The sequence below is a fragment of the Streptomyces sp. NPDC051018 genome, from assembly GCF_044456085.1.
Lineage (GTDB): Bacteria > Actinomycetota > Actinomycetes > Streptomycetales > Streptomycetaceae > Streptomyces.
Genome location: NZ_JBITFN010000013.1, coordinates 107,094 through 125,009, shown reverse-complemented (window position 1 = coordinate 125,009; position 17,916 = coordinate 107,094). Strand labels below are relative to the sequence as shown.

The following is a 17,916-nucleotide window of genomic DNA, read 5'->3' as shown; positions in this document are numbered from 1 at the left end:
AATCTCGGCGGTCAGCCGGGGAGTTGGTCGCGGACCTTGCGGGGCAGCTTGGCGACCACGATGGCGTAGGACTCGTCCACCCAGTCCAGGGTCAGTTCGACCGGGACCCCGCCGTCGTAGTAGACGGTGTTGGTGAGGCGCTTGTTGGAGTAGTAGCCGGGCTTCACCGACGGGTAGGTGGCGCGCAGTACGAGGGACTCGTCGGGGTCGTACGAGAAGGTCGCGTACTGGGGGTCCGCGTCCTGGCCGACCATCAGGAAGATCTTGTTCGCGATGCGGTAGCAGGTGGTCTGGGGACCGAAGACGTGGTCGAACGTCACTCCGGGCTTGGCGAGGCAGTGGGCGTGCAGCACATCGGACGGGAGCGGGCCGGTTCCGCCGGGGGACGCTGCCCCGGGGGCCGTTCCCGGGGGGTCTGTCGCCTCGGGGGCCGTGCCCGTCGTGTGCTCGGGCTCGGACGGCTGCTCGGACGTGGTCATGTGGTGCTCCCGTGGGCGTGGTACTCGGTGAGATAGGAGATCCGGGGCTGTGTGTCCCCGTCCCCGTGGACGGCGGGCGGCAGCCACTCGCCGGAGATCCGGGCTACGAGTCCGGTCAGCGGCTGGGTGACCGGGGTGTCGTCGGGGACGGCACTCGACCACCTTGCCAGCGCCTTCATGATCATGGGGTCGAACGGCACCCAGGTGCCGTCGAGGCGGATGTCCGCCCAGTGGTGGGGGGTGGAGAACGGCTCCGCCACGATCAGGCCGAATGAGCGCCGTGCCACGTAGCCGAGGCGCTGCGCGCCCTCCAGCAGAAGGGTGGAGCTGCCGCCGCAGTCCGCGATGCCGCAGGAGCGCATGAAGTCGGCGTCCCAGCGGATCGACTCGGCCAGCAGAAAGAACCGCAGCGCCGCGATCTCGTGGCACAACGCGGCCAGATCGTCGGGCAGTCGCGGCGCGGGCGGGGGCGGGGTGCTCTCCAGGGTGACGGCGGGCGGCTCGTCGAGCGGGCCGAGGGTCAGCTCGTGCCGCCGGCCGCCCGGCAGGACGAACCGGTAGTGGCAGGGCCCCTCGTGGCCGGGTTCCGGGCAGGCGGGAACATAGCGCAGCACATGGCGTCCGGGGCCGCGGCGGACGCGCGCCCAGGTGCGGCCCCAGGACCGGATGGCCACCCGCTGGACCGAGGAGAGCCCGAGGTGGAGGGCGAGGTTGCCCAGGTCGAGGCCGTCGAAGTGCGGCTCGCCGTCGACCTCCCGGCTGCTGAGCCCGGCGCGGGTGAGACGGTCGAGGAGTTCGGCGCCGATGCCGTGCTGGGTCCTGGCCTCCCAGGTGCCGCAGGTGTACGTGCGGTGCTCGTCGGGGATCCGGGCGACATCGGCCATCAGCGCGCCGATCAGCGCGTCGGACGCCGCCGGAAGCCCCGCGGCCGTGGCCGTCACGGTTCGAGCACTCCGCTGATGCGCAGTGTGACGTCGAGTCCCTCGTCGCCGGACCTGCTGATGCGCACGTCGCCGCGGACCCGGCGGTAGATCTCCGTGCCTCCGGTGACGGCGAGCAGCCCCAGCTCGTTCTCCACGAAGCCCTGGGCCGTGACGCAGCCGCCGGGCAGTTCCATCGTCACGTTGAGCTGGTAGCTGCGGTCGGAGGCGAGGGTGCACAAGCCGGCGTCCCGGCCGACCTCGCGCCCCTCGGAGTCCTTGAGGATGTCGTGGAAGACGAAGTGGTCGCCCAGGCTGGTTTTCCCCTCCTCCTGGGCGAAGAGCTTGAAGCCCTGCCCCACGGACAGATAGCGCAGTACGCGCTCCTCGGTCGACGGCGGTGTCCCGACGGTCATCTGCACTCTCCCCGCAGCCTTTTGACATGCGCCTCTGCACTGGACGCCACAAACATAACCATCGCATTGACTATAGTCAATGCGCCTTCTAGGCTGCCGCTGACAACAGTTGAAGGGGGGTCATTCATGCAGCTCAGTGCCGCGAGACTCCAGGTCGTGGGCTTCGGGCCCGCCGCTCTCGGCATCCCGGTCGCGGCCGACCGCGCCGACGTCGTCGACGACCTGATGCGGGACGGCTGCGTCTTCCTCGACCGGCGCGCCCGCGACGAGTGGCGCAGCCTCGACTACGACATCCCCTCCAACTCCGCGGCCGGCGACTTCCTCGGCGGACTCGCCCCGGACGGCCGGCTGCGCGCGCCGCTGCACTCCGCCGAGGGCCGCACGCTCATGGACAACTCCGACCGGCCGGTCCCCCTGCGGCTCGCCGCCCGCTTCCTGGCCCGCACCGCCCGTGAAGTCGCCGACTACACCGTGCGGTTCAACCGGGCGCACGCGCTCTTCTCCACCCCGGTCGACCATCTGTACGTCGACCGGGACGGGCTCTTCCACAGCCGCGACGCCCGGCGGCGCACACTCGCTCTCTCCCGCAGCGCCGTGATCGCGGTGGGCGCCCGCCCCCGGACCGGACACGGCACCCCGCCCCGGACGGTGACCTCGGAGGGCGTACTGCGCCGCGAATGCGACGCGGTGTGCGCGGAGGCCGCCGGCACGGGTGCCGCGATCCGGGTCCTCGGCGGTTCGCACAGCGCCTTCTCGGCGGTCGGGCTGCTGCTGCGCGAGTGGGGCCGGGAACTCCGCCCGGGACAGATCCGCGTCGAGACCCGAAGCAGGGTGCTGGTCCACCACCCCAGCCGGCAGGCCGCGCACGCATCCGGCACCGCCGTCGCCACCGTCGACCCCGAGACCGGGGAGATCAACCGTTTCGCCGGGCTGCGCGGTGAGTCGGAGGAGCTCTACCACGCGGTTCTGCGCGGCGCCGAGCCGCGCGTCCGGCTGCTCCGGCACGGAGAGCGGGCTCCGGGCCCGGTGCCCCGGCTGACCATCGCCGCCATCGGCTACCGCGCTCGCCGCCTCCCGGTGCTCGGCCCGGACGGGCTCGCGCTGTATCCCCCGGACCGTGTCACGGTGGACTCGGACGGACGGGTGCTGGGCCACGAAGGCCGCCCCGTACCGGGCCTGTTCGGGATCGGGCTCGGTCACTGCGGGCCGGAGTCCACAGCGGCGGGTGACTATCCGATGGCTGCGGTGAACATCTTTCACGGCCGTGTCGCAAGCCGCATCGTCGCCCAGCTGTGATTGATAGCGTGACGGACGGTTACCCGGCGAAAGGAGCGTCTGTGCGCTGCAGCTATGTGCGTCTGATGGTGGAGGACTACAAGGCGTGCTTCCTGTTCTACCGCGACGTGTGCGGATTCCCGGTTCTGTACGGTGACGAGGACAGCCGGTACGCGGAGCTGGACATGGGATCGGGCACGCATCTGGCCCTCAACAAGCGCGAGGTCATGGCCCAGGCGCTCGGCACCACGCGCGAGCCGGCCGGTCTGCCGGGCCAGGACCGCTTCGCACTGATCCTCGAGACCGACGACGTGGACGCCACCGCCGCCCGGCTGCGGGCCGCCGGCGCCCAGCTGGTGAAGGAGGTCCAGGACTGGCCGGGCTGGGGGATCCGGGCGGCGCACTTCCGGGACCCCGACGGCTATCTGATCGAGGTCAACACACCGCTCGCACCCGCCGGCTGACCGTACACCACCGCCCGGCGCTGGGGCAGGCGGTCAGCGGCCGGTGAGGGGGCGGTCCTGCACATACGGCAGGCCCAGCCGCAACGCCGTCTCGGCCTTGGCCAGTTCGGCGCCGAGATACCCCGCGTGGCTCAGCTCCCCGGGCCCGATCAGCTCATGGCCGATCGCGCCCAGCAGCAGGGCCTCCGCGCTGTGACCGGTCAGCTCCCGGTAGTCCGTGAGGTCCTTCGCGTAGTGCCGCAGCACGACGAGCCGCCGCGCCGCGTCCACCGTCACCACGAAGAACCCGGTGCCCGCCGTGCTCAGCGGGCGGCGCCGGCCGCCGGGGGAAAGCCGCACCACGCGGGGCCCGCTCCCCGCCAGTTCCACGGCCAGCTCCGCCGTCCGGGAGGGATCCCGGCCGGCCGCCGCCGCGCGCGGCTGGGCGTCGAGCGCCGAGACGAGCCGGGCCTCGTCCGCACAGCCCCGCAGGTCGACCACGGTCACCCGGCGGCGGAACTCCGCCACCACACCGGGCCGCAGGGTTCGCAGATACGGTTCGTGTCCGAGCGCGCCGATGATCCGCCCGCTGTCGTCGACGCCGTTCGCGGCCAGCGCGAGCAGGCTCTGGCCCGGTCGGAACAGCCGTGATTCACGGCCCGCCACCACGAGCCGGCGGACACCATCGTGGGCCACCACGGCACGTACCAGTTCCTCGATGCCGACGTTCGCCGTGGCGAGCGGGCCCGCGGCGGCGACCCGTGGATGCGTGGCCGCACGGGCCGCCAGCCGCCGGTCCGCCAGCGTGCACACCGCCAGGTCCGGTCCCTGCTCGGCGGCGGTCCCGGCCGCCGCGGCGTCGTCGGGCACGGCCGCGGGCCCGTTCACCATGTCGGCGCGCCGCCGTTGTAGCTGCGTGGGGCGCCGCCCGGCTCCGGTACCGGCAGGGTGGAGCTGATCTCCGCGACGTCCAGGCCGAGCCGGTGCAGTCGCATCCCGGTACGCAGTTGCCTGCCGCGGATGTCGTCGATGCAGCGCCGGAACCGGTCCTCGATCTCCTGGACCTGGCGCCGTCGCTTCGCCGCGTCGAGCCGACCGGACAGCACGTCGTCCAGATTCTCCATGAAGAAGGCGTGGTTGGCCGCGCCCATCTCCTGCCGCCGCGCGTGCAGGAAGTCCTTGAAGTCGTCCAGTTCGGCCATCGCCCCGGCTTCCCGGTGGAAGCGCCGGTAGAGCCGGGACACGAACGTCTGCACCACCACGTTGAACGTCTCGAACTCGAAGACCGCCGACTGGTCGGTGATCACACCGCGCTCGTGGTAGTCGTCGTTGTTGTAGAGCGAGGCGTAGTACACCGCGAGCCGCTGCACCCGCTCGTCCTTGAACCGGTAGTCGTAGGGGTCCAGCGTCCTGCGGTAGTCGTCCCCGAGCAGCCCGTCGGCCGCCATCTTCGTCTCGATGGAGGTGCCCGGGTACACCTCGAGACGTTCGGTGAGCCGGCGCAGGTTGTGGCCGGCGTGCGCCCGCAGGAACCCGGCGTTCTCAACCAGCGTCTCCACCGTGGCGTACGGGTGGAACGGGATGAAGCCCATCGCGAGATAGATACCGTGCTCGCGCAGCATCCGGATGACGGTGACGTTGTCCTCGACCGTGGCGCGCTTGTCCCAGAGCAGCAGTTCCTCCGCGACTCCGGACTCGATGCCGACGTTGACCTTCTCCAGGCCGCTGCGCACCATGAGGTCGAGGAGGTCGTGGTCCTCCGGGGTGTCGTGCCAGTTCTCGGCGCGCATGCAGACGTTGTAGTAGATGTCCAGGCCGCGGTCGAGGATGCCCTGCGCGATCGCGCGGACGCGCTTCTTGCCGACCCGGCCGCCGTCGGGGTCCTCGAAGGTGGAGTCGACGAAGTCCAGGGTCCGGAAGTGGTGTTCCCTGACCAGGTGTTCGACCTCGTCGACCACGGATTCTGCGCTGCGGCCGCGCCACGCCTTGCCCGCCTGGACCCGGTTGCCCAGGTTGGGTGCCGAGCAGAAGGTGCAGCGGGCCACGCAGCCGCGGCTGGTGCTGACGCGGACGTACTCCAGTTTGTTGCCGTGCGCCCTGAGCTGGTCCCTGGCGGGGTACGGCAGCACGTCGAGGTCGTGGACGAGGGGCCGGGGCGCGTTCTGGCGCAGTGCCCCGTCCGGCCGGCGGTAGGCGATGCCCGGGCAGTCGTCGACGCTCTCCCCGAGCACGAGGCGCTGCACCAGGTCCAGGATGAGGGGTTCCCCCTCCCCCACGGCGACGATGTCGGCGTACGGGTTGCCGCGCAGGACGTCCTTGCCGGTGAACGTGCCGGCCGGGCCGCCGCAGGCGATCATCACGTCCGGGAGCTCATGGCGCAGGGCCCGGGCGAACTCCACGCAGCTGGGCACGTTCAGGCTCATCAGGGTGAAGCACACCAGGTGCGGGCCGAATCCGGCGATCTCCGCGACCGCCTCGCGGTGGCTGCCGTGCTCGACCTCGCGTATCTCGCAGGTGAATCCGACCTGGCGCAGTACGGCGGCCATGTAGGCGACGCCCAGGTGTTCGGGGGACATCACGAGGTCGCCGTCGAGCAGGATGACGAAGCTGACCCGGAAGGCTCCCGGGTCGGTGATCCGTTCGTCCAGTTCGATGGTGAAGTCGCCGGGCCGGGTCCTGCGGACCGGCTCGATCGGAAGCGAAGTGATCGCGTCTGTGGTCATTCTGCGGTCCTCTCGGTGCCGGCGCCCGCGGAGGCCGACGTGTCCGCCCCCCGGATGTCGCGGCCCTCCATCGAGGGCGCGGGGGCGATGCCCAGGCCCGCCAGGACGGTGGGCATCACATCGCGCATCTCGACGACGCCGCCGCCCCGGTCGCCGCGGCACCAGAAGGTGGCGCCGTCCCGGGTGTGCGTACCGGTGAACGGCCCCGGGACGACCGGCTCGTCGGTGGACCAGGCGCCTCTCAGCTGTACGCCGGGAGCGGGCATCGCCACCAGGTCGGGGGCCCGGTCGCGGACCGGCCCCGCGTAGTGTTCGGCGCCGTACAGCACCTCGGCGACCAGCGGCCGGCCGGGACCGTCCTCGCGGATGCTGCCGTCCCCGGCGCGGCGCAGGGCGGTCAGCCTGCGGGCGATCTCCTCGGCGGTGCCGGGGGCGATGTCACGTCCGCGGGGGCGCCGTCCCCGGAGGTTGAGGTGGATGCGGCCGGGGTCGAGCGCGAAGGCCGTGGTGCGTTCGTCGATCTCGGTGAGGGAGCCGGCGTCCGCGGGGAGGGCGAGGTATCCGGCCTCGCGCAGCCAGGCGTTGAGGTAGAACTGGGTGTCGGCGGGGCCGAAGCCGTGGTCGCTGACGAGGGTGAGTCCGCCGTCGCAGGCGTGGGGCACGAGTGCCGCCACGGCCTCGTCGACCTCGCGGTAGAAGTCCATGATCCGTCCGTGCAGCGGTGCCGCCGGATCGACCACCTGCTCCCACAGGAAGTGGTGGACGCGGTCGGTCTCGGTGAACACGCAGATGGCGAGCGCCCAGGGCTCCTCGTCGAGCAGCCGCAGGAACGCCCGGCGGCGGGCCCGGAGGGCTTCGAGGGCTCGGTCGAGGAAGCCGCCGGGGTCGCTCGCCGCGTCGCCGACCTCGACGTCGAGCCGGTAGCCGGCGTCGCGCAGGGTGCCGCGCAGGCGGGGCGGTGAGACGGCGCGGTCGAAGTCGGGGGCGACGAAGCCGGAGACGAGGGCGCCGTGCACGGGCGGGGCGGGGTAGCTGCCGGGCACGTTGAGCACCAGGGCCGGGACGCCGGCCGCGGCGGTCACCTGCCAGACGGGGGTGGCCGCCAGGTCGTCGACATTGGGGAAGTAGGTGCGGTAGCCGCCGGGTTCGGTGTCGATGAACCCGTAGATGCCGTGCCGTCCGGGGTCGGCGCCGGTCAGGAAGCTCGCCCAGGAGGTGGAGCTAATCTCGGGGACCGGAGCGCGCAGCGGCCGCAGGGTGCCCTGCGGCAGCAGCGCCGCGGTATGCGGCATCACGCCCGCGTCCGCCAGGTCCCGCAGCAGCCGGTACGGCATGCCGTCCAGCCCGATGACCAGGGAGCGCGGTGTCACGGGGGTGCTCATGCGGACTCCTTCCCGGCTCCGGGGCCGGTGCGCTCGACGCGGTCCACGACGCCGAGGGCGAGGGCGCGGCCGTCCCGGTCGCAGAGCATGAAGCGGCCGAGCGGGGCGCAGTCGCGTACGGCGTCGGCCGGGGCGGCGCTGTCGAGGCGCAGCGTCAGTTCGGCGAACTCGGTGAAGCGCACGGGGCCCTGGTCGGTGACGGGTTCGAGGGTGGCGCTGTTCCACCGGCGGGCGATCCGCTCGACGTAACCGGTTACCGATGCGGCGGCGTACCGGACGACGCAGCGGTCGCCCTCGGCGATGACGGCCGTGTCGGCGGTGGACAGGACGCGGGTCCGCCAGGTCCTGCCGGTGGCCGGCGGTGCCTCGGGCGGCGCGAGTACGGCGCCGGGCGCGGGCTCTGCCCCGTCGAGGCGCAGGCCCACGCTGTCGCCCGCGGTGGCCTCGTCCAGCGCGTCCTCCCCGAACCGTTCGACGGTGCGCACGGTGCCTCGCGCGCCCTCGCCGTCGACGAGGACCTGGCCGGGGCGCAGCGTGCCGCTCTCGACGCGTCCGGCGACCCGGCGGTCGCCCGGCCCGCCGACGGTGGCCTGGACGACGAAGCGCAGCAGGGAGCCCCGGGTGCGCTCGAGGCCCACGCCGTGCAGGGTGTCCAGCAGCGGCTGCCCGGTGTACCAGGGGAATGCGGCCGGAGCGGGCGCGGCGATGTTGTGTCCGGCGATGGCGCTGACCGGGACGGTGGCGGCCAGTCGCAGTCCGCACTCGGCGGCGAGGGCGGCCATCTCGTCGGCGACTCGCAGCCAGCCGTCCTCGCAGTAGCCGATGAGATCCATCTTGGTGACGGCGCAGACCACGGTGGTGACGCCGAGGAGTTCCAGGACCCGCAGGTGGCGGCGGGTCTGATCGGTCGTACGGGCGAGGCAGTCCACCACGACGACGCCGATCTCGGCCCGGGAGGCGCCGGTGGCCATGTTCTTGAGCAGGGCGAGGTGGCCGGGCACGTCGATCAGGACGTACCGGCGGGCCTCGGTCTCCAGCACGGCCTGGGCGGTGTCGAGGGTGAACAGGTCGGCGCGTTCCTCGCTCAGCCCGTCGAGCAGGAAGGCCAGTCCGCCGTCCTCGATGCGGGTGCCGAGCCGGTCGGCGGTGATCGCTCCGGTGTCGTGCAGCACCCTGCCGAGGAGGGTGGACTTGCCGTGGTCGACCTCGCCGACGAAGGCCACGTGCAGCGTGTCGGCCGGTGCCAGGCCGTCTCCGGTGGCCGGCGCGGTGGTTCGCGGGGTTGTCATGCGGTCTCGATTCCGGTCGGTTCGGGTACGGCGAGGCGGTGGGGTCCGGCGGGTGGGCCGGGGCTGCGTCACATGTAGCCGAGGGCCCGCAGCTTCTGCATCGCGGCGGCGTCCTCCTTGTCCTGGGCGCGGCCGGCGCGTTCGCCGTCACGGGCGTGGCGCACTTCGAGGACGACGTCCACGACGTTGCCCGCCGTGCTGCTGACCGGGGTGCAGCAGCAGGCGCAGCCGATCGAGCGGTAGCGTTCGTTGTCGCGGGCGAAGTAGAGCCCGGGTACGGGGATGTTCTCCGCCTGCACGTACTCCCAGATGTCGATCTCGCGCCAGCGCAGCATGGGGTGGACCCGGATGTGTCCGTCGTCGGTCACGGCCGTCTCGTGCAGGTCCCAGAACTCGGGCGGCTGGTCCTGGTAGTCCCAGGAGAACGACGCGTCGCGGGGGCTGAAGATCCGCTCCTTGGCGCGGACTCCGTGCTCGTCGCCGCGGATTCCGGCGATGACGGCGTCGTACCCTCCCCGGGCGATGGCCTGCTTGAGGGCGTCGGTCTTCAGGGCCGTGCAGCAGTCGAGTTTGCTGCCCCGGGTGGGGCCCATGCCCGCGGCGAGCGCCGCCTCGTTGCGGTGGATCCTGAGGTCGAGCCGCCACTCCTCGGCCATCCGGTCACGGAACTCGTACATCTCCGGGAACTTGTAGGAGGTGTCGATGTGGATGACCGGGAAGGGCACTTCGCCGAAGAACGCCTTGCGGATGGCCCAGAGCAGGCTGGTGGAGTCCTTACCCATCGACCAGAGCAGGGCGGGGCGTTCGAAACGCTGGTGCACCTCGCGCAGGATGTGGACGGTCTCGTTCTCGAGTTCACGCAATGCCTGGTGCACCGGCTGTTCCCTCCAGTGAGGTGGTGGTGAGCGGGCTGCCGTCGGCCGGGTGGAGTCCCACCACCAGCGGGTGGCAGCCCCGGAACCGGCCGGGGAATCGGCCGTTGGGGTGGGTGAGACCGACGGCCGCGTAGACCTCCGGGGCCTCGGGGCCGGCGGGCAGGGCGGGCAGCCGGGGAGCCCGGCCGTCGGCACCGAGCAGGCGGACGTCGCGGACGATCCAGTCGAAGCGCTCGCCGCTGCGGTCGGTGAACTCCAGCCGCAGGAAGGTCCGGCCGCCGGTGGAGCGCCGGCGGTACCAGCGCAGCGGGCGAACTGCCACGAGCCCGGCGCTGCGCTCCCCCGCGAAGGCGGTCCCGACGTCCGGGTCGGCCACGGCGGCCAGCAGCGCGGACTGTTCCGCGGGGCCGAGTCCGGGTCCCGCCGACCGGGGGGTCCCGTGCACGGAGCGGTCCTCCGGCCGTACGGCGGGGCCCGCCGCCGGTCCCAGGGCGAGCAGTACGGGCCGGTGCATCGCGTACACGGGGTCGCCGCCCGTGACCTGCCCGGCGGCGACCGGCTCGGGCCGGATCCACCGCCGGTCGGCCCCCACGCCCGCCACGCAGGCCCCGCCCTCGGTGTCGAGGGTGACCGCGAGCGGCACGATCTCCCGCACGGGTGCCGGTGCCGTGGTCATACGGCCTCCAGGGCGCGGCCGGGCAGGTCCGGCAGGGGGTCGCGGCCCAGCATCCGCAGCAGGGTCGGCGCCACGTCCAGGGGCCGCCCGGTTGCCGCGGTTCCGGTGCCGAAGGATCCGCCGAGGCCGCCCCAGTACGACTCCCGGCGGTGCCAGCCGCTCTGCAGGGTGCGGTGCACCTGGGCCGACCAGTGGGTGTCGCCCAGCGGCAGATAGCGCCAGTCGTGGGGGACGAGGATCAGGTCGGGCGCCCGGTCGGCGGCGGGTCCGCGGTGGACGTCCTCGCGGCGCAGCACGTCGGCGAAGAGGGGTGCTCCGGTCAGCGGGTTGATGTGGGCGAGCAGGGCCTCGCGCACCCGGTCGGCGACGGCCTCGCGGCGGTGGGGCTCCACCGTGCCGTGCTTGTAGCGCCCGGCGGTGTTCAGGTTGACGCCCTGGGTGCCCTGGACCGCCTCGAACGCCTCGGTGGCGCTCCAGTCGGGGCGGCCGTCGGGCCCGTGGGTGAGCAGTCCGGCGGCGGCGAGCACCTCGTTGACGGAGCAGTACGCGCGCAGCGGGCCGAAGCCGATCTCGGAGAACGCCAGTACCTCGGTGTGCTCGTCGGCCCGGTCGAGGAAGCCGCCGAGTACGTCGTCGGCGAGGCGGTAGGCCCGTCGTACCGCCTGGTCCTCCTCGGGCACGGGGCTGCCCGGCTCCAGTTCCTGCCAGTAGACGTGGGAGAGCCGGTCGATGGCGGTGAGGTTGAGCACGAGCAGGTCGGGGCGCTCGCCCTGGCCGCCGTCGAACAGGTGGAGGGCGGCGTCGGCGCGCGACCGGTCGGCGTCGAGCACCTTGCCGGTGAACTCCCGCCGGTCCTGGCCGGTGAACCAGATGTTCACGTCGTGGGCCGGGCGGATGCCCTTTCTGCCGAGGCGGACGGGAAGGTCCCGCGGGTGGCAGGCGTGCAGGGTGCGGCGCATCGGGTAGGCGACGCAGGTGCCGTTGAGGGGGCGGACGGGGTGGGTGCCGAAGACATTGACGACCGCGGTGCGCAGGTCGGCGAGTTCGGGCCGCCGCCACAGCAGCGGGCGGCGGGGTGAGGAGCTGTCGAGCACGGCCGGTTCGTAGTCGGGGCTGTGCGCGTCCCAGTACGAGAAGACGCCGTGCTCGGCCGGGCCGTAGCCGGTGAAGGCGCTGATCAGGCCCGGGGGTTCATAGGGCACCTGTTCGGAGTGCATGGCGCCCCAGGCGCCCTCGGTCCGCAGCCTCGCGAACGCCGGCAGGTGCTCCGGGCCCCAGCGGTCGAGGAGTTCGGGCGCCGCCCCCTCGGTGACGAGGACGACGGCGCGGCGCCGGGGCATCAGGCGGCTCCGGCGCTCGGCGCACCCCCGGCGCGGGCCAGGCGCTCCTCGACGTAGTCGCCCAGGACGTTCAGCGAGTCGACGAGGAGCACGCTGAGGTCCTCGTCGTCTATCTGTATGCCGAACTCGTTCTCGACCCAGATGAGCAGTTCCAGGCCGGCCACCGAGTCGATGTCCAGCGCCTGGCGGAGGCCCTCCTCGGGCAGGGTGGCCGGGTCGCGGTCCAGGCGCAGGGCCTCGACGACCACCTTGCGCAGTCGGTCCTTGGTCTCGGCTGTCGCGGTCATGGCACGGTCCTCTCAGAGATAACCCATGGCGCTCAGGGTCCGGGCGGTCAGATCGTCCTCACGCAGGCTGCGTGCGGTGTCCTTCGGGTGCGGCTCGGGTGCGCCCGGATCGGGCAGGGAGGGCAGCGGTCCGTTGCCCGCGTCGAGCAGTTCGGGCAGGGGACGGCCGTGCACGGCGGCCGGGTGGCGCAGGCCGAGGTCGTGCAGCAGCGTCGGGGCGAGGTCGCACAGGGCGGCGGGCTCGTCCCGGCGGCCGGCCGGGACGCGCGGCGAGCGGTAGGACCACAGGCCCGCGTAGCGGTGCATCCCGGTCTGTTCGCTGGGGCGCCAGACTCCGCCGGACAGGCCGGGGTCGGCGAGCACTCCCTCGTCGGCGGGCACGAGCAGCAGGTCGGGTGCCGTGTGGGACATCGCGCCGGGATAGGCCTCCGCGCGGGGCAGCACGGCGGCGAACACCGGGCGGCCGGAGTCCGGGGCCCGCAGGGTGAGGAAGAGATCGGTCAACTCGGCGGTCAGGGCGCCCGTTTCGCCCTCGCGGACGACACCCCGGCGCTGACGGCCGGCGAGGTTGAGGTTGACTCCGTAGCAGCCGGGGGTGGGCATGTAGGCGCGGGTTCGGCCGAAGTCGACAGTGCGGCCGTCGGCGTCGAACCAGCCCGCGTGGCCGCCCTCGCCGGGCCGGGTGGCGAGCAGTCCGGCCTCCTCCAGCACGCTGTTGACGCCGAGGTTGAGCCGTCCCCGGCCGAGGCCGTGGTCGGAGACGAGCATGACCGGGGTGTCGTCCCCGACGATGGCCAGGATCTGTCCGATCACGGCGTCGACGGCCCGGTGGATCAGCTCGACGGCCTCGCCCCACTCGGCCTGTTCGGGGGTGGCGTGGCGTGGATGGCAGTCGTCGGCGAAGTGCAGGTAGTGGTGGCAGATCCGGTCGATCTCGGTGATCACCGCCATCACGACATCGGTCTCGTGACGCTCCATCAGGTAAGCGATGGAGCGGCCGCGGGCCGCGACATTGGCCAGTGCCTTGTCCAGATAGCCGTGGTCGCCCTGGAACATCGCCATGATGTCGGGCATGAACGGCGCTCCGGCCCTGGACAGTTCGCCGAGGAGCGTGGGCGGGCTGCTGAAGCGCAGGGTCCGCTCGAGCGGCCAGGTGACCTGGTAGCCGGGGAGGTCGCGCGGTGGGTGCGACATCGGCACGTTGATGATCCCGGCGCTCCAGCCCTGCCGGGCCAGCCACTCCCACACAGTGCTGCACCCGAAGTCGCCGGTGCCGGTGAGCCGGTCGCCGTAGTCGGTCTCCTGGGTGCCGAAGAACTGGTAGACGCCGTGGCCCCCGGGCCGGCGGGCCGTGACGAAGGTGCTCCATCCCGGTGCGGTGTGGGCGGGCCAGGTCGTCGTGGTGGTGCCGTACATGCTCTGTCCGAGCAGCGTGGCCAGGTGGGGCAGCAGCCCCCGCGCGATGAGCGGTTCCATCATCGCCAGGCTTCCGCCGTCGATCCCCAGGATCAGTGCCTTGGGGCGTGCGGTCACGGTGCCTCCTCCCCTCGGAGGCCACCTCGTGATGTGGGCGGCCGCTCCGGTGTTCGAGACTAGACAGGGGCCTTAACTGGAGTCAATATGAGTCAGCATTCGGCAACTATAGTCGTAAGAACCTGGTTGGTGAACGGAGCACTCATGACACCGTCGACCACCCCTTGGAGCGCCGTCGTCTTCGACCTGGACGGCGTACTGCTGGACACCACCGAGAACATGCGGCACGCGTTCGACGCGGTCTGGGCGGCGGCGGGCCGGGCGGGACCGGCGCCGTTCAGTGAATTCCTGGAGCACATGGGCGCCCCGCTCCACGTCATCCTGGGGACGTTCGGACTGCCCGCCGACTACGCCCCGGTGTACGCCGCGGCCAGCACCGCCCGCCTCGATCTCGTCCGGCCGTACGACGGCGTCGTCGCGGTGCTGCGGGCGCTGCGCGCGGCGGGCGTCCCGGTGGCCGTCGCCACCGGCAAGTCGCACCGGCGGGCCCTGGAGGCGCTGCGCGCCGGCGGGCTGTACGAGCTGCCGGACGTCGTCGTCGGCAGTGACCAGGTCCGCCTGCCCAAGCCCGACGCCGAGATCCTGCACACCGCGCTGTCGCTGCTGCCGGGCTCGCCGGTCCCCGCCGACCGGGCCGTGTTCATCGGCGACAGCGTGCTCGACCTGCGCTGCGGGGGTGCCGCGGGCGTGCCGACGATCGCCGCCGGCTGGGGCCAGAGCACCCGGGAGACCCTGCTGGCCGAGCACCCCGGCGCGTACGCCGAGGGCCCGCAGGACCTGCTCGCGCTGCTGCTGCCCGCCGCGAACCGGGAGGTCTCCGTTGGCTGACCACACCGAACGCGGAGAACGCGGCGGACGCGGAGAGCTGTTGCTGCTCAATGGGCCCAACCTGGGCCGGCTGGGCACCCGCAAGCCGGAGATCTACGGCACCACCACACTCGTCGAGATCGAGCGGGACGTGGAGAAGACCGTGGCCGCGGCGGGCTACACCCTGCGCTGTGTCCAGGACGAGAGCGAGGGCGCCCTGGTACGGGCCGTCCACGAGGCCGGGGACTGTGCCGGGGCGATCGTCAACCCCGGTGCCCTGATGATCGCCGGGTGGAGCCTGCGGGACGCCCTGGAGAGCTACCCGGGACCCTGGATCGAGGTGCACCTCAGCAACGTCTTCGCCCGCGAACCCTTCCGCCACAACTCGGTGATCTCGCCGCTCGCCTCGGGCGTCCTGTGCGGGCTGGGCGCGTACGGGTACCACCTCGCCGCCCTGGCCGTGCTGAACCTGCTCGCCCGCGACGCCGGACCGGCCGGGTGAACCGGCTGCTGCTCGCACCGCACCCCGACGACGCGGTGTGGTCCTGCGGCGGCATGCTGACACGGTGGTGCGCGGAGGGCGAACTGACCGTCGTGACCGTCTTCGACGGTGACACGGCCCACTCGGGGGACGCGGACACCGCGCGGCGGCGTGCGGAGGACGCCGCCGCGCTGGGCCGCTGGCCACTGCGCTCCGTGACGCTGGGGCTGCCCGAGGCGGCGCTGAGGCACGACGCCGAGGGCCGCCCCCTCTACGCGGGCCCCCTCGCCCTGCGCCGCGCCCCACACCCTCTGGACGCCACGCTCATCGGCCGCCTCGCCGCGCTGCTGCGCCCCCTGACCGCGGGCCGCGACGAGATACTCCTCCCCCTCGCCGTACGCACCCACGTCGACCACCAGCTGGTCCGCAGTGCCACCGAAGCGGCCCTCACGGCGGGCGGGGCCGGGGCGAGGGCCCGCGCGACGGGACCCGGCGTGACACGACCCGGCGCGGGAGGGCACGCCGCGGCGGAACCCGGCGCGGAAGGGCCCGGCCCCGCGGGTGCCCGCACCACGGAACCCCGGGTCGGACAGCCCATCGCCGCAGGGCCCGGCGCCGCGGGCACCCACACCGCGGAACCCGGTGCCACGCGGCCCGGCGCCACGCGGCCCGCAGCCGTGGGGGCCGGTGCCACGCGGCCCGGCGTCACAGGGGTCGGCACCACGGGGGCCCGCGCCGCGCAGACCGGGGCCGAGGGACCCCGGGTGCGTTACTACGCGGAGTTTCCGTATGCGCCGCCGTCGCCGGGGGGTGGGTACCGGGAGCACTTCGAGGGTGCCGAGTTCGGTGACTGGTTGCGCGGGGCGCTGGTGTACGAGTCCCAGGTGCGGGGGATGTTCGGCGGCGCCGCCGCCTTCGCTCGCGCGCTGGCGCGCAGGACGGGCCCGCCGCGCCGGTGTACGTGGAACTACTGGACGCAGGCCGCCACATAGGCCCGTACGCCGCCGCCCTCACCCAGCAGCAGCGGCAGCCGCCGCACCGACGGCAGATCGTGCAGGGCGCCGAACCGGCGGAGGTTCGCCTCGTGTTGCTCCCAGCGGTCCGGGCGGGCGTGGGTGAGGTGCACCCCCGCCCCCGCCGCCGGGACGGCGATCCGCGCTCCCGCGCCGCACAGCCGCACGCCCAGCTCCAGGTCCTCGCACCCCCAGCCCACCCCGAACTCCTCGTCGAATCCACCGACTTCCCCGAAGAGCGCCCGGGGCAGCGAGGTGTTGGCGCCCACACAGGCCGCCCAGGGGGCGACGGGCGGCACCTGTCCCACGTCCATGGCGTGGATCAGCGTCTCCAGTGTGTTCCGGACCAGCCGCCCCTCCTCCCCGGCGACCACCCGGGCCGCCGCGGCCGCCAACTCCCCGGCGCCCGCGCCCCCGTACCGGTCCAGCCACCTCCGGGCGCCCGGGAACTCCCGGAGCGGCCCGTGCGCCAGCACCCGCTCCCCACCGTTCTCCTGATGAGCCGTCAGGTGACCGGGCGCCGTAAGGATGTCGTCGTCGAGGAAAAGCAGCCTGTCGCCCCGCGCCGCCCGGGCGCCCGCGTTGCGCGCTGCGGCGCGTCCGCTCGCCGGCCCGGCGACCACGCGCGGCTTCGGCCCGGTGCCGGCCTCGCTCCGCAGCCGGTCCAGCAGCTCCCGGGTGCCGTCGGTGGAGCCGTCGTCCACCACCAGCACCTCGTACGGCCCCGGACAGCGCTGCGCGGCCAGCGCGGTGAGGGTCGCACGCAGCGGGGCCGCCTTGTTCCGGGTGGGGATCACCACGCTCAGCACCGGGTTCCCCCCGTCGTCCGGGCCGGGGTACCCGGCAGCAGGGGGCGGCCGGCGATCCGGTAGGCGTCCTCGAGCAGGCCCAGCACCTCGGCGGTGCCCCGCAGTTCGACCCGCCAGGGGGCGGACCTGCGGACCATGGCCAGGGTCGCGTCGAGCTGGTCGTCGTACTCCTTGCCCGGCACCGTCTCCACGGACCACTCGGTGCTCCGGCTGCCCCGCCACACCCGCAGGACCGGCCGGGTGACGCGGTTGGGGCTGAATCCGAACGTGGTCACCAGCTCCAGACGGCAGCGCTCGCCGTCGGCCGTCGTGCCGCGCACCTCGATCGTGGTGGTGTCGACGGTGACCTCACTGGCCCAGGCCGCGCGCAGGGACAGCACCGACCCGTCGCGGTAGTGGGCGCGGAGCCGGCCGTCGGTCTCCACGTCGAACACGCCGGTGTCCGGGTCCTGCCCGCCGGCCGCCGGACTGTCGCCCCGCCAGCGCGCGGCGCCGCGCGCAGCGTCCGGGGCGGGTTCCCGGAGTTCGGCGGTGAGGCCGGTGCGCTGGGAGCCCGGCAGCAGCCCCTGGGCGACCTCGGCCAGATGCCAGCCGAGGTCGAGCAGCGCTCCCCCGCCGGCCTCGTCGCGCCGGGTGAACCAGGAGCCCGGCCGGGGCACCCCGGCGGCCCGCAGCCACTCCGCGCGCACCTGGACGGGACCCGCGCACATCTGGCGTACGAGGTACTGGAGTCTGGCCACGTCGAGCCTCCGTGGCGAGGGCCGGCTGATCTGGAAGGGGGCCCCGGTGGCCCACGACCGCGCGTTCAGCCGGTCCAGCTCTGCCGTGGACAGGCACAGCGGCTTCTCGATCAGGGTGGCGACTCCGGCGTCCAGGGCGGCTCCGGCGGTCCGCTCGTGGAGGTGGTTGGGCGTCCCCACCACCGCCAGGTCGAGATCCCGCGCCAGCAGGTCGGGCAGCCGCGCCGCGATCGTGTCCGGCGGCAGTCCGGCCGCGGCGGCCGCGCCCGCGGAACCCGCTGAACCGGTGGATCCGGCGGACGCGGTGAGCAGTGGATCGTGCACCCCCACCACCTCGAAGTGCGGATGCGCGCGCAGTCTCGGCAGCCACACCTTTGCGTTGATCCAGCCGAAGCCGACCAGTCCGGTCCGCAGGACGCGGCCCACGG

General features: G+C 73.3%; 19 protein-coding genes. 5 read left to right on the top strand and 14 right to left on the bottom strand.

What is annotated here, in order from left to right; genetic code table 11:
• Positions 1–11: 11 nt before the first annotated feature.
• The 3 genes from ACIBCM_RS22775 to ACIBCM_RS22765 are packed head-to-tail and all read right to left on the bottom strand — an operon-like array spanning position 12 to position 1,815.
• Positions 12–479, bottom strand: a complete 468-nt coding sequence (locus ACIBCM_RS22775; protein ID WP_399245946.1) for an MmcQ/YjbR family DNA-binding protein — start codon at positions 477–479, stop codon at positions 12–14.
• Positions 476–1,420, bottom strand: coding sequence for a transglutaminase domain-containing protein (locus ACIBCM_RS22770; protein ID WP_399245944.1), 945 nt, complete (start codon positions 1,418–1,420; stop codon positions 476–478). The genes ACIBCM_RS22775 and ACIBCM_RS22770 overlap by 4 nt, the downstream gene beginning before the upstream one ends.
• Positions 1,417–1,815 (bottom strand): hypothetical protein, encoded by a 399-nt coding sequence (locus tag ACIBCM_RS22765; protein WP_399245942.1) that lies wholly within the window; start codon positions 1,813–1,815, stop codon positions 1,417–1,419. Before ACIBCM_RS22765 ends, ACIBCM_RS22770 begins: the two co-directional genes overlap by 4 nt.
• A 126-nt stretch (positions 1,816–1,941) precedes the next feature.
• Here ACIBCM_RS22765 and ACIBCM_RS22760 point away from each other — a divergent pair, with 126 nt between their 5' ends.
• Together ACIBCM_RS22760 and ACIBCM_RS22755 are read left to right on the top strand one after the other, a co-directional pair.
• Entirely contained in the window at positions 1,942–3,111 is a 1,170-nt protein-coding gene (locus ACIBCM_RS22760; protein ID WP_399245940.1) for a hypothetical protein, read from the top strand.
• A gap of 41 nt (positions 3,112–3,152) precedes the next feature.
• Positions 3,153–3,554, top strand: coding sequence for a VOC family protein (locus ACIBCM_RS22755; RefSeq protein WP_399245938.1), 402 nt, complete (start codon positions 3,153–3,155; stop codon positions 3,552–3,554).
• Between the two features lie 33 nt (positions 3,555–3,587).
• Here the strand turns inward: ACIBCM_RS22755 and ACIBCM_RS22750 are convergent, their stop codons facing one another.
• The 9 genes from ACIBCM_RS22750 to ACIBCM_RS22710 all read right to left on the bottom strand — a co-directional run bounded on the left by ACIBCM_RS22750 (position 3,588) and on the right by ACIBCM_RS22710 (position 13,638).
• Positions 3,588–4,424, bottom strand: a complete 837-nt coding sequence (locus tag ACIBCM_RS22750; RefSeq protein WP_399245936.1) for a hypothetical protein — start codon at positions 4,422–4,424, stop codon at positions 3,588–3,590.
• The gene (locus ACIBCM_RS22745) at positions 4,418–6,256 is read right to left on the bottom strand and encodes a B12-binding domain-containing radical SAM protein (RefSeq protein WP_399245934.1); all 1,839 of its coding nucleotides are present in this window, start codon (positions 6,254–6,256) and stop codon (positions 4,418–4,420) included. Before ACIBCM_RS22745 ends, ACIBCM_RS22750 begins: the two co-directional genes overlap by 7 nt.
• On the bottom strand, positions 6,253–7,638 hold the full coding sequence (locus ACIBCM_RS22740) for an alkaline phosphatase family protein (RefSeq protein WP_399245932.1): 1,386 nt from the start codon (positions 7,636–7,638) through the stop codon (positions 6,253–6,255). The genes ACIBCM_RS22745 and ACIBCM_RS22740 overlap by 4 nt, the downstream gene beginning before the upstream one ends.
• Complete coding sequence (locus ACIBCM_RS22735; RefSeq protein ID WP_399245930.1) at positions 7,635–8,927, bottom strand: GTP-binding protein; 1,293 nt, start codon at positions 8,925–8,927, stop codon at positions 7,635–7,637. The genes ACIBCM_RS22740 and ACIBCM_RS22735 overlap by 4 nt, the downstream gene beginning before the upstream one ends.
• Positions 8,928–8,995: 68 nt before the next feature.
• Entirely contained in the window at positions 8,996–9,802 is an 807-nt protein-coding gene (cysD, locus tag ACIBCM_RS22730) for a sulfate adenylyltransferase subunit CysD (RefSeq protein WP_399245928.1), read from the bottom strand.
• Positions 9,783–10,478 carry a hypothetical protein gene (locus ACIBCM_RS22725; RefSeq protein ID WP_399245926.1) on the bottom strand — a complete coding sequence of 232 codons (696 nt, stop codon included), beginning with the start codon at positions 10,476–10,478 and terminating at the stop codon, positions 9,783–9,785. The genes cysD and ACIBCM_RS22725 overlap by 20 nt, the downstream gene beginning before the upstream one ends.
• Positions 10,475–11,818, bottom strand: a complete 1,344-nt coding sequence (locus tag ACIBCM_RS22720) for an alkaline phosphatase family protein (protein WP_399245924.1) — start codon at positions 11,816–11,818, stop codon at positions 10,475–10,477. The genes ACIBCM_RS22725 and ACIBCM_RS22720 overlap by 4 nt, the downstream gene beginning before the upstream one ends.
• A complete protein-coding gene (locus ACIBCM_RS22715) occupies positions 11,818–12,105 on the bottom strand; it encodes an acyl carrier protein (RefSeq protein ID WP_399245922.1) in 288 nt (95 codons plus the stop codon). The genes ACIBCM_RS22720 and ACIBCM_RS22715 overlap by 1 nt, the downstream gene beginning before the upstream one ends.
• 12 nt (positions 12,106–12,117) lie before the next feature.
• Entirely contained in the window at positions 12,118–13,638 is a 1,521-nt protein-coding gene (locus ACIBCM_RS22710) for an alkaline phosphatase family protein (protein WP_399245920.1), read from the bottom strand.
• Between the two features lie 144 nt (positions 13,639–13,782).
• Here ACIBCM_RS22710 and ACIBCM_RS22705 point away from each other — a divergent pair, with 144 nt between their 5' ends.
• From ACIBCM_RS22705 to ACIBCM_RS22695, 3 genes are read left to right on the top strand one after another with little or no spacing between them, the layout of a single operon-like run.
• Positions 13,783–14,466: an HAD family hydrolase gene (locus ACIBCM_RS22705; RefSeq protein WP_399245918.1), complete on the top strand. Its 684-nt coding sequence runs from the start codon at positions 13,783–13,785 to the stop codon at positions 14,464–14,466.
• Complete coding sequence (locus ACIBCM_RS22700; protein WP_399245916.1) at positions 14,459–14,947, top strand: type II 3-dehydroquinate dehydratase; 489 nt, start codon at positions 14,459–14,461, stop codon at positions 14,945–14,947. The genes ACIBCM_RS22705 and ACIBCM_RS22700 overlap by 8 nt, the downstream gene beginning before the upstream one ends.
• Positions 14,944–15,918, top strand: coding sequence for a PIG-L family deacetylase (locus tag ACIBCM_RS22695; protein WP_399245914.1), 975 nt, complete (start codon positions 14,944–14,946; stop codon positions 15,916–15,918). Before ACIBCM_RS22700 ends, ACIBCM_RS22695 begins: the two co-directional genes overlap by 4 nt.
• Here ACIBCM_RS22695 and ACIBCM_RS22690 read toward each other — a convergent pair.
• Together ACIBCM_RS22690 and ACIBCM_RS22685 are read right to left on the bottom strand one after the other, a co-directional pair.
• Positions 15,894–16,748 carry a glycosyltransferase family 2 protein gene (locus tag ACIBCM_RS22690; RefSeq protein ID WP_399245912.1) on the bottom strand — a complete coding sequence of 285 codons (855 nt, stop codon included), beginning with the start codon at positions 16,746–16,748 and terminating at the stop codon, positions 15,894–15,896. The genes ACIBCM_RS22695 and ACIBCM_RS22690 overlap by 25 nt on opposite strands.
• Positions 16,742–17,914, bottom strand: a complete 1,173-nt coding sequence (locus tag ACIBCM_RS22685; protein WP_399245910.1) for a Gfo/Idh/MocA family protein — start codon at positions 17,912–17,914, stop codon at positions 16,742–16,744. The genes ACIBCM_RS22690 and ACIBCM_RS22685 overlap by 7 nt, the downstream gene beginning before the upstream one ends.
• Positions 17,915–17,916 lie beyond the last annotated feature (2 nt).

Excerpts from the sequence above, each read along its gene's own strand:
- ACIBCM_RS22775 (WP_399245946.1), bottom strand. The coding sequence starts at position 479 with ATGACCACGTCCGAGCAGCCGTCCGAGCCCGAGCACACGACGGGCACG.
- ACIBCM_RS22735 (WP_399245930.1), bottom strand. The coding sequence starts at position 8,927 with ATGACAACCCCGCGAACCACCGCGCCGGCCACCGGAGACGGCCTGGCA.
- ACIBCM_RS22715 (WP_399245922.1), bottom strand. The coding sequence starts at position 12,105 with ATGACCGCGACAGCCGAGACCAAGGACCGACTGCGCAAGGTGGTCGTC.
- ACIBCM_RS22705 (WP_399245918.1), top strand. The coding sequence starts at position 13,783 with ATGACACCGTCGACCACCCCTTGGAGCGCCGTCGTCTTCGACCTGGAC.
- ACIBCM_RS22740 (WP_399245932.1), bottom strand. The coding sequence starts at position 7,638 with ATGAGCACCCCCGTGACACCGCGCTCCCTGGTCATCGGGCTGGACGGC.
- ACIBCM_RS22760 (WP_399245940.1), top strand. The coding sequence starts at position 1,942 with ATGCAGCTCAGTGCCGCGAGACTCCAGGTCGTGGGCTTCGGGCCCGCC.
- ACIBCM_RS22725 (WP_399245926.1), bottom strand. The coding sequence starts at position 10,478 with ATGACCACGGCACCGGCACCCGTGCGGGAGATCGTGCCGCTCGCGGTC.
- ACIBCM_RS22765 (WP_399245942.1), bottom strand. The coding sequence starts at position 1,815 with ATGACCGTCGGGACACCGCCGTCGACCGAGGAGCGCGTACTGCGCTAT.
- ACIBCM_RS22720 (WP_399245924.1), bottom strand. The coding sequence starts at position 11,818 with ATGCCCCGGCGCCGCGCCGTCGTCCTCGTCACCGAGGGGGCGGCGCCC.
- ACIBCM_RS22750 (WP_399245936.1), bottom strand. The coding sequence starts at position 4,424 with ATGGTGAACGGGCCCGCGGCCGTGCCCGACGACGCCGCGGCGGCCGGG.
- ACIBCM_RS22745 (WP_399245934.1), bottom strand. The coding sequence starts at position 6,256 with ATGACCACAGACGCGATCACTTCGCTTCCGATCGAGCCGGTCCGCAGG.